An 8240-nucleotide genomic window follows, 5' to 3' on the forward strand; every position below is an offset into this window, starting at 1 on the left:
TAGTTAGGACACATAAATTATATTTTAAGGGAACAGGGAACAGGGAACAGGGAACAGAAAAATGTCCTAATAGCTTTGGCGACTGCTATAATAAAAAAACGAGGTGTAACAAAAGCTTGCCGATTATGTTGACGAATAATCTTTTCTCCGATTTTAAAGTGAGCTTGTTGAATATGCTCATTGTAATCAACCCAACGGAAATTTTGCAGAGGATTATATCGCCATTTTCGTTCTTTTTGAGTAATATTACAAAACAAATCTGCTTTATGAATAGATATCAAAATATGCTGTACATTGGGTGCATTTTTGCGCAGGAAACTTAGCTTTTCCCCTAGTTGGTTCTGCCACTGTAAAGAGGTAGGCTGCTGATCCAGTTCATTGCCTAGTCCTCCATCGAGTTGATCGGGGTTGATCATATTGCGAGAGGGTGGCATCAATAAAAAAACAGCTTTACTATCACGGACTGAATTTTTGATATCTTGCCATTGTGCAGGGTTGTCCTGTCGCCAAATAGGGTTTGACCATGCTTCACCAGGTGTATCAATCCAATTAGTTTGGAATTCTCGCCATCCTGTACTCAAATTGACGGAAATTGAGAGAGTTTCTTCTTCTACTTTAGATGTCCCTGCGATCATCCCTGTGGTAATATTAGACTTTTTCATAATAATGCTCTGGGGATCTGGTTCTGTAATCACCAAATTCTCCGTTCCCTCCGCAAGGGCAACAACCATATTGGTTTTTCCTACTAGGCGATCGCCGATAACAATAACACTCATAAAATCGAAACAATATTTACCTGTAATATAGCAACTCTAAAAGAAATTCGGGAACAATATTTAAGGTTAGGGAAAAAACTACTAATTTTTAAGATTTACTTTATCATTTTAACCATAATAGCAATTTCTTAAAGTTTGGTTACACTCACATATTGCACCTTCGATAACACTAGCTAGTTTAGAGAGGGAACAGGGAACAGGCAACGGGGAACAGGATTTATTTTGACTGTAACTGCTTGAGAATTGATGAAAGTTTATTTTGTTGTTGAATTCTCGTGTATTGGTGCAATATATCAGTTATACATCTCCGTAGAGGTCAACGGCCGTTGACCCCTACACGATCAATATCTGTATTCTAAGTTGGTTAAAATACTCTAATAATAACGCTCATAATCGTGAAAAATAGATCATTAATTATTATAAATTAAAGCTCATCGATTCGTTCATCTCTTTCACCTGTTAATAACCAATAAATAGGAGCGACTAAACCAAATGGTTGCCATTCTTCAGGATTTCTCAGCGTTCCCCATTTTGCACCCCCCCTTGGATTTGGATCATTCTTACAATTAGGTTTCCTTAATTCCCCTTCTTCAATTATCCCAAAACCAGAACAAGCAAAATATTCTACGGAACAATTCCACTTAGTTTTCCATTGATTCATTGCTGTTTGAAGATGATAAAATTTAAGTTCTACAAAGTTATTTAAGTTATCAAGGTACAAGTAAACATTTGATTGTTCAAATTTATAAAAGCCAATAGCAATTCGATAGTTAGATTGATTTTTATTTTGATTATTCTCTTGTAATTTTTTATTAAGGCTATTCTCTAAAAAAGTAATTTGTTCAGCGTATTGTTTATCCCGATTTGAGGATAAAGCATCGAAAAGAATAAAAATTTGAGTAAAATCCGTTAAATCTGAAACGCATTGATAATACAGTTTTTGGTAATAGCTGTCTAACAATATCTCTGCTAAATTAGAATCCCTGGGAAATAAAGGTAAACTTCCAGAAAATTCTTTGAAATCAAATTGAAGATTAATTTGTTTAGATAAAATAGAAAATAAGGTTATTATCGGCACTTCAAATCGCAAACTAAAATCATAATGTGGTAACTCGGAAATATCTTCATAAATGTTTGTTCCAGCCAACTTACCTCCCTTCATTACGATATCTGTCCACCTTCTTGATAATTTTTCTGAGTAATCATCCTGTGGATTAATTTCTTTCAAAATGGGACTTTTATTTTTAGCCATATTTAAAGCAGATAGGGCTGCCAAAAATGTGGTTTTTCCTGAGCAAATAGGACCAATCAAAATGATATCGCCTTCATAGTCTAAGGATTCTGTGATTTTTCTTTTAAAAAACATTCTTTTTATAAACTGTTAATTAGATTAATTTTAAGACATATACTGATATCTTGCATCTTGGAAAAATTAGGTATTAGAGAGGGCACAGGTAACAGGTAACAAGATTTATTTTGACTGTCACTGATTGAAAATTGACTTTATTTGTTTTCTTCTTGAATTTTTATCTACTGGTGAAAGATGTGAGTATAACAATCAGGTTGCAGTTGTGAGAAAATCAGAAGGAGGATTTAACAATCTTATAGTTGTTTCAAATAAGTTTTAGACAAAGTAGTGTAAGCATCCTGCTCAATATATTATACCAATTTCAAAAAGTAGGGGTTAACGGCCGTTAACCCCTACAACATAAACTTATGTAGTCCAAGTTAATGAAAATGGTATTAACAATAAAGGAGATCGGTTTTGTCTCATTTTTATTGAAATTAACTATATTTTTCATAAATAATATATAACTAATTGCTATAGTTTATTAACCTTTGAAATCCTCTATTACTTAATAGGAAAACCCGTATAAGTTACCTGATTTTCCTTAATAATCCACTCTTGACGGGGAATTTCTTCCAACTCCTCTGGTTGAATACGTCCCGACAAAAAATGTAATTGCTGATTACTTGACCCCCTTAAAATATGATCTCCTGCTAACTCTTCCCTAAATAAACCATCTATTAATAAATCCACAGACTCTAATAAATCCATCGCACCTTGAATTTTGCCATTTTGTAGTTGCGCTAAACTATAACCACTCCAACAGACAACGGTTTTTCCCTCTGATTGTACCCGTTTTGCTAATTCAGCTAAGGCCACCGCTTGCGCAAAGGGTTCTCCTCCCGAAAAAGAAATACCAGATAAATTAGGTATTTTTTGAAATAATTGCCACACTTTATCAACTGTGACAATTTGATTCATTTTAAAGTCTAAATAATCGGGATTTTGACAATTTACACAACGAAAAGGACATCCTTGCAACCAAATTACCATGCGCATTCCTGGTCCATTTGCATACGAACGAGGCAGCCAAGAGGCGATATTAAGTAAAGGAGAATCTATTATCATTATTAATATCCTTGTTGTTGTTTTCCTCTATTTTTTTGTTACCTAAAGTTTGATATTCTGCTTGAATTTGTGGCACTCTAGATTTGATTTTTTGTATTTTTTTAACCATATACTGCTCGGTAATTGTATTATTTTTAGCAACATATTTTTGCGATTTTTATTGATTAATAAGTTTGACCTTGGCGACGATTTTGAGATTTTTTTCTGGAAGAAAATCCAGCATCATTTTTATTCTTATTTGTCTGGGACTCAGAAGGGTTTTGAATCGTTTCGGATTCACTATTGACTGTATGAATTTGTCTCCATTCTTTAGGAACAGGTTGACCATCCAAAGTTGTCCATTCTAACTGATAACCTTGTTTTTGAAAAATAGCTAAAACATCTTGGGTTCTAGCAGCACAAGAAGGGGTTTCTTCAGGGGGACCAAATAAATCTAATTGTTCCCCACTAAATTGTACTCGCATTTGGGTATTAACCCCTTCATGGGTTTCTACTTCTAAGACAATATTTCCATCATCAATGCCCAAAATTTGAGGTTGTTCATAACCTACTTCTTGCCAAGATTGTACTAAATGATCAGCCATTTCTTGGACTTGCTCAGCTTGTTCTTCTAACTCATTAAGCTGTTGATGAAACTCAAGAATATTACTCTCATTCAATTCTTTCCAGTTATTCTTCATTTGTTCAAGATTATGCTGTAATTGACTAATGCAAGTATCAGGAAGACGCTCTATAACATTGTCCAGTCTATCTTGACAATATTGAATTTGCTCTAACCATTCGTTCTGTAAATATTGAATTGCTTGTATCCGAAAATTATCTAAGGTTCTCAAATTATCCTCAGCTTTTTCAGGTTGTTTTTCATTAATTGCTTTTTGAACATCTTGAAAAAGCTTTGTAACTGTCTCCTGTTCAAGAACATTTTGCTCTACTAAAGACTGGTATTCTGCCTGAATTTTAGGCAATCTAGTCTTTAATTGCATTATTTTGCGTTCCGAATTCTGATCGATATCATTTTGCTGTTGTTGTAGGACTTTTATTGGATTGTTCGGAGATGAAATAGGAGATGGCTTAATTTGAGAAGAATTCGCTCGTATTCTCGCTCTTACTTCAGCAATTTTTTTTATAATTGCTTCTTCTCTTTTTTTTGATGCTTCTAATCGTTGGCGAATCCGCTCTTGTAACGGTTCAATGGAATAGCTTTTTTTTCCACTCATGAGATATTTAGTATGTGTGATATTTTGAGTTTATCGTAGATATATGGTACTGCATCCATTAATCAGAACGTGCTACCTTTAGCTCGTCTTAACAGTTTATCAACTTCCCTTTTTATATTTGCGATTTTGTTAGCAAATTTATTTAATTTTCTTGATTATTGATTTATTTTATTCCATTTCTGAAATATAATTACTGATTGCTATATGTTAGGTAAATATGAATTTTAATAAAAATAGAGGTCAATAATTGACCTCTAGAAAAACCAAAATTTTTATAGTTTTCTCTCAAGAAGTCGATTTTTCGTTATGACCATGAAAGCGAATTCCTAAAAACACATCATACAGAAAACTCCAGAGATTTTTTCCTTGTAGTAAACCTAAAGATTGATCACATCCTTTCGCATCTAATAAAGGTTTCGTAGCATGATAAGCTGGCTTATATTTATACCAAGGAATAGACGGCCAGAGATGATGGATTAAATGATAGTTTTGTCCAAAAATTAAGACATTAAGAATAGCACTAGGATAAACCCTCGCATTTTTCCAGCGATCGCGTTCTTGAAAAGGCCGATGGGGTAAATAGTCAAAGAATAATCCTAAAGCAACTCCTACTACCAAAGCAGGAACAAACCAGAAATTCATGACAAAACCAATAAACCCGTAATGAATACCCAAAAAAACGACAGTAAATAGGAATAAACGACTCAAAAACCATTCTAAGAGTTCGTATTTTTTCCACAAACGACGCTTAAAAAAGAAAATTTCGTGATAAAAAAAGCGTGCTGCTATCATCCATAACGGCCCACCAGTGGAAACAAAATGATCAGGATCATTATCGGGATCGTTGACGTGAGCGTGATGTTGTAAATGTACCCGTGTAAATACTGGGAAAGCAAAGCCTAACATCAACGCACTTCCATGGCCTAAAATAGCATTAATGATGCGATTGCTGTGAGCAGCGTTATGAGAAGCATCATGGATCACTGTACCTGAGATATGTAGAGCAAGAACACTACAGAAAAAACAGATCCAGTCAGGCCACTGCCATAACCAATAACCACTGATTGAACAACCAATAAGGGATAAAGCGGTAAAAAACATTACCACGTTGGGATTTAACCCTCCTGGGGGTTTAAGATACTCTCTAGGTACTCTTGGCAGCGTCTGTGCCGACTGCATGGCTGTTTCTTGCTCCTTGATAAACATTACTTTTTAAACCCTGCCGTTAACGGCAGGGTCTAGTCTCTGACCAGTCTACACGATAACCGACTGTTCAGTAAAGATTTGTAACATTATCTCATCTTATGTAAAAATAGGAGTTAGATTACAAACACTCAAGGTTAAAGTGTAGTTTATGGGTTTGTCCATGAAACACAACAGGTTAAAGATAGTTTCTCTGAACTTCTTAATTAACCTTTAAGGAGGGGTATTATTAATATGGGTCAAGTGTGGCGATATATTAAAACTGTAATGGGGATTATTTTTCGTCATCCCATTACTGGTGCTACGGTTATTCCAGTGCTTCCTGATGGGCGTATTGTTTTGATTCAAAGAAAGGATACGGGACAATGGGGACTCCCAGGAGGTATTGTTGACTGGGGAGAAGATGTTCTCACTACAGCGGAGCGAGAGTTAAAGGAAGAAACTGGGTTAGAGTTGTTAAATATTCGGCGTTTAGTCGGGGTTTATTCCTCTATGGATCGTGACCCGAGAATTCACTCAATTTCTATTTTAATGGAAGCAGAAGTTAGAGGAGAGTTTTTGATCGAAGATACTTTAGAAGTGATAGGAATTAAAGCATTTATGCCGGATGATTTACCATTGGGAAACCTTTGTCACGATCACGATCGCCAGTTAAATGATTATTTACAGGGGTTAACAGTATTAGCTTGAAAAGTTGAAGGAGGAGTGCCAGTTTCTTTAAAAAAAATCTTCTGCCTCCTGCCTTTCAACTCCTGCCTTTTTTAACGCATAGTTACGAACTCTTCTGCTGAGGTGGGATGAATACCAACGGTTGCATCAAAGTCAGATTTTTTGGCTCCCATTTTCACAGCGATCGCCATTCCTTGAATGATTTCGGCTGCATAGTCACCTACCATGTGGGCCCCTAAGACTTTTTCTGTTTCTTGATGAACGATCAATTTCATTAGGGTTTTTTCTTGTTTTCCTGGTAAAACGTAGTACATGGGACGGAATTTACTACGATAGACTTTAATTGCATCTTCTCCGTACTGTTGTTTGGCTTCTTTTTCTGTTAACCCGACGGTAGCTGCTTCGGGGGTAGTAAAGACGGCAGAAGGAACGTTTTCGTAGCTCATAATACGAGATTTTCCTCCAAAATGGGTATCAGCAAAGGCACGTCCTTCATTGATAGCTACAGGAGTTAAATTAATGCGATCGGTACAGTCTCCCACTGCATAGATGTTATCTTGAGCAGTGCAACTATATTGATCAACAGCGATCGCCCCATTGTTAACTTCAACACCAGTATTTTCTAGTCCTAAATTATCTAAACTGGGTTTACGACCGGTGGCTGCTAGACCAATAGTATCAGCGAGAACCATCTCATTATTTTGATCCCCTTCAACGGCAATTTTTAGACCTTCGGAGGTTTTTTCGATGGAGGTAATGGTAGAATTTTTAAGGATTTGGATACCATGATCTTCCATAGATTCTTGAATGGTACTACGGATATCTTCATCAAAACCTCGGAGAATTTTATCCCGACGAATAATTTGAATTACATCCGATCCTAAACCACGCAAAATACAGGCAAATTCTACCCCAATATAGCCACCTCCCCAAATTACCATTCGTTTTGGTTGTTCGGCAAGGGTAAACATTTGGTCAGAAATAATAGTATGTTCGATTCCTGGAATGTCTGGTCTAACGGGATGTCCACCTACTGCAATTAAGATTTTATCGGCGGTAATTTTGCTATTTCCTACTTCTATGGTGTGGGGGTCAAGTAGTTTTGCATAGTCCCGATAAAGTTTGACTTTGGAGTTATCTAACATCCGTAGATAAATACCATTAAGACGTTGAGTTTCTTCGTTAACTGCGGTGATCATTTTTGACCAGTCTAAGGTACTTTTAACAGGACTCCAACCGTACCCTTGTGACTCTTGAAACTGTGCGGAAAAATGGGAGGTATACACCATCAATTTTTTGGGAACACATCCGACATTAACGCAGGTTCCTCCTAAGCGACTATATTCTGCTAGGCCGACTTTTGCACCGTATTCCGCGGCCCGTCTAGCGGTTGCAATACCACCTGAACCTCCGCCAATGACAAACAGATCGAAATCATAACTCATAATAATACAAATCTCCTAAGTTTTCTGTCTTTTTTTACAGCACTAGCCATGATGGTGTTTTATGTTAATGATATTCCTCGTTTCCTCGGAATGACAATTAAACAGACAAAAAATATCCTCACTAATTTTTGTACTGCTATGCTTGGGCTTTGTGTCGTCTATTTCTACATTTTATCGCTTCTTGGCATACTTGTTAATGCTATTGATAATGAAACGATGGTTGACTGAACTTCTTTCTCTTGAAGTAATACATAGAAAGTAAACAAAAAAAATTAGAAAATACTCTGATTCTAGAAACAGAATATAGTGAAGAAGAAGTAGCAATGGCTTTAGCTAGTTTAGGAACATAAACAGTCCCGTGTTATAAAATTTTTCAGTGGGTTATTTCATTTTAACCGAATGTCGGGCAGAATTCCCTAACGTTCCATAACTTAGGGATGAATGCCCGACCAACATATAAAACTGCGAAGCATCCTTATTTCTTAGTTTCTAACCCTCCTGACTGGTTTTTGAT

Annotated in this window: 7 protein-coding genes; 1 reads left to right on the forward strand and 6 read right to left on the reverse strand. The window is 36.0% G+C overall.

The window, feature by feature from the left end; genetic code table 11:
• Positions 1-17 precede the first annotated feature (17 nt).
• The 5 genes from QNJ66_RS04220 to crtR form a co-directional block, all read right to left on the reverse strand.
• Positions 18-776 carry a hypothetical protein gene (locus tag QNJ66_RS04220; RefSeq protein ID WP_300503330.1) on the reverse strand — a complete coding sequence of 253 codons (759 nt, stop codon included), beginning with the start codon at positions 774-776 and terminating at the stop codon, positions 18-20.
• A gap of 424 nt (positions 777-1200) precedes the next feature.
• Entirely contained in the window at positions 1201-2142 is a 942-nt protein-coding gene (locus tag QNJ66_RS04225) for a hypothetical protein (RefSeq protein WP_300503332.1), read from the reverse strand.
• A gap of 486 nt (positions 2143-2628) precedes the next feature.
• Positions 2629-3192 (reverse strand): 4Fe-4S single cluster domain-containing protein, encoded by a 564-nt coding sequence (locus QNJ66_RS04230; protein WP_300503334.1) that lies wholly within the window; start codon positions 3190-3192, stop codon positions 2629-2631.
• Positions 3193-3356: 164 nt separating this feature from the next.
• Positions 3357-4409: a hypothetical protein gene (locus tag QNJ66_RS04235; protein ID WP_300503336.1), complete on the reverse strand. Its 1053-nt coding sequence runs from the start codon at positions 4407-4409 to the stop codon at positions 3357-3359.
• A 285-nt stretch (positions 4410-4694) separates the two neighbouring features.
• Entirely contained in the window at positions 4695-5588 is an 894-nt protein-coding gene (gene crtR / locus QNJ66_RS04240; RefSeq protein ID WP_300503351.1) for a beta-carotene hydroxylase, read from the reverse strand.
• Between the two features lie 258 nt (positions 5589-5846).
• Between crtR and QNJ66_RS04245 the strand changes: the two genes are divergently transcribed.
• Positions 5847-6302 carry an NUDIX hydrolase gene (locus QNJ66_RS04245; protein ID WP_300503338.1) on the forward strand — a complete coding sequence of 152 codons (456 nt, stop codon included), beginning with the start codon at positions 5847-5849 and terminating at the stop codon, positions 6300-6302.
• A gap of 71 nt (positions 6303-6373) precedes the next feature.
• Here the strand turns inward: QNJ66_RS04245 and gorA are convergent, their stop codons facing one another.
• Positions 6374-7726: a glutathione-disulfide reductase gene (gorA, locus tag QNJ66_RS04250; protein ID WP_300503340.1), complete on the reverse strand. Its 1353-nt coding sequence runs from the start codon at positions 7724-7726 to the stop codon at positions 6374-6376.
• Between the last annotated feature and the right edge of the window lie 514 nt (positions 7727-8240).

This window comes from Crocosphaera sp. (genome assembly GCF_030064895.1).
In the GTDB taxonomy this organism is placed as follows: Bacteria; Cyanobacteriota; Cyanobacteriia; order Cyanobacteriales; family Microcystaceae; genus Crocosphaera.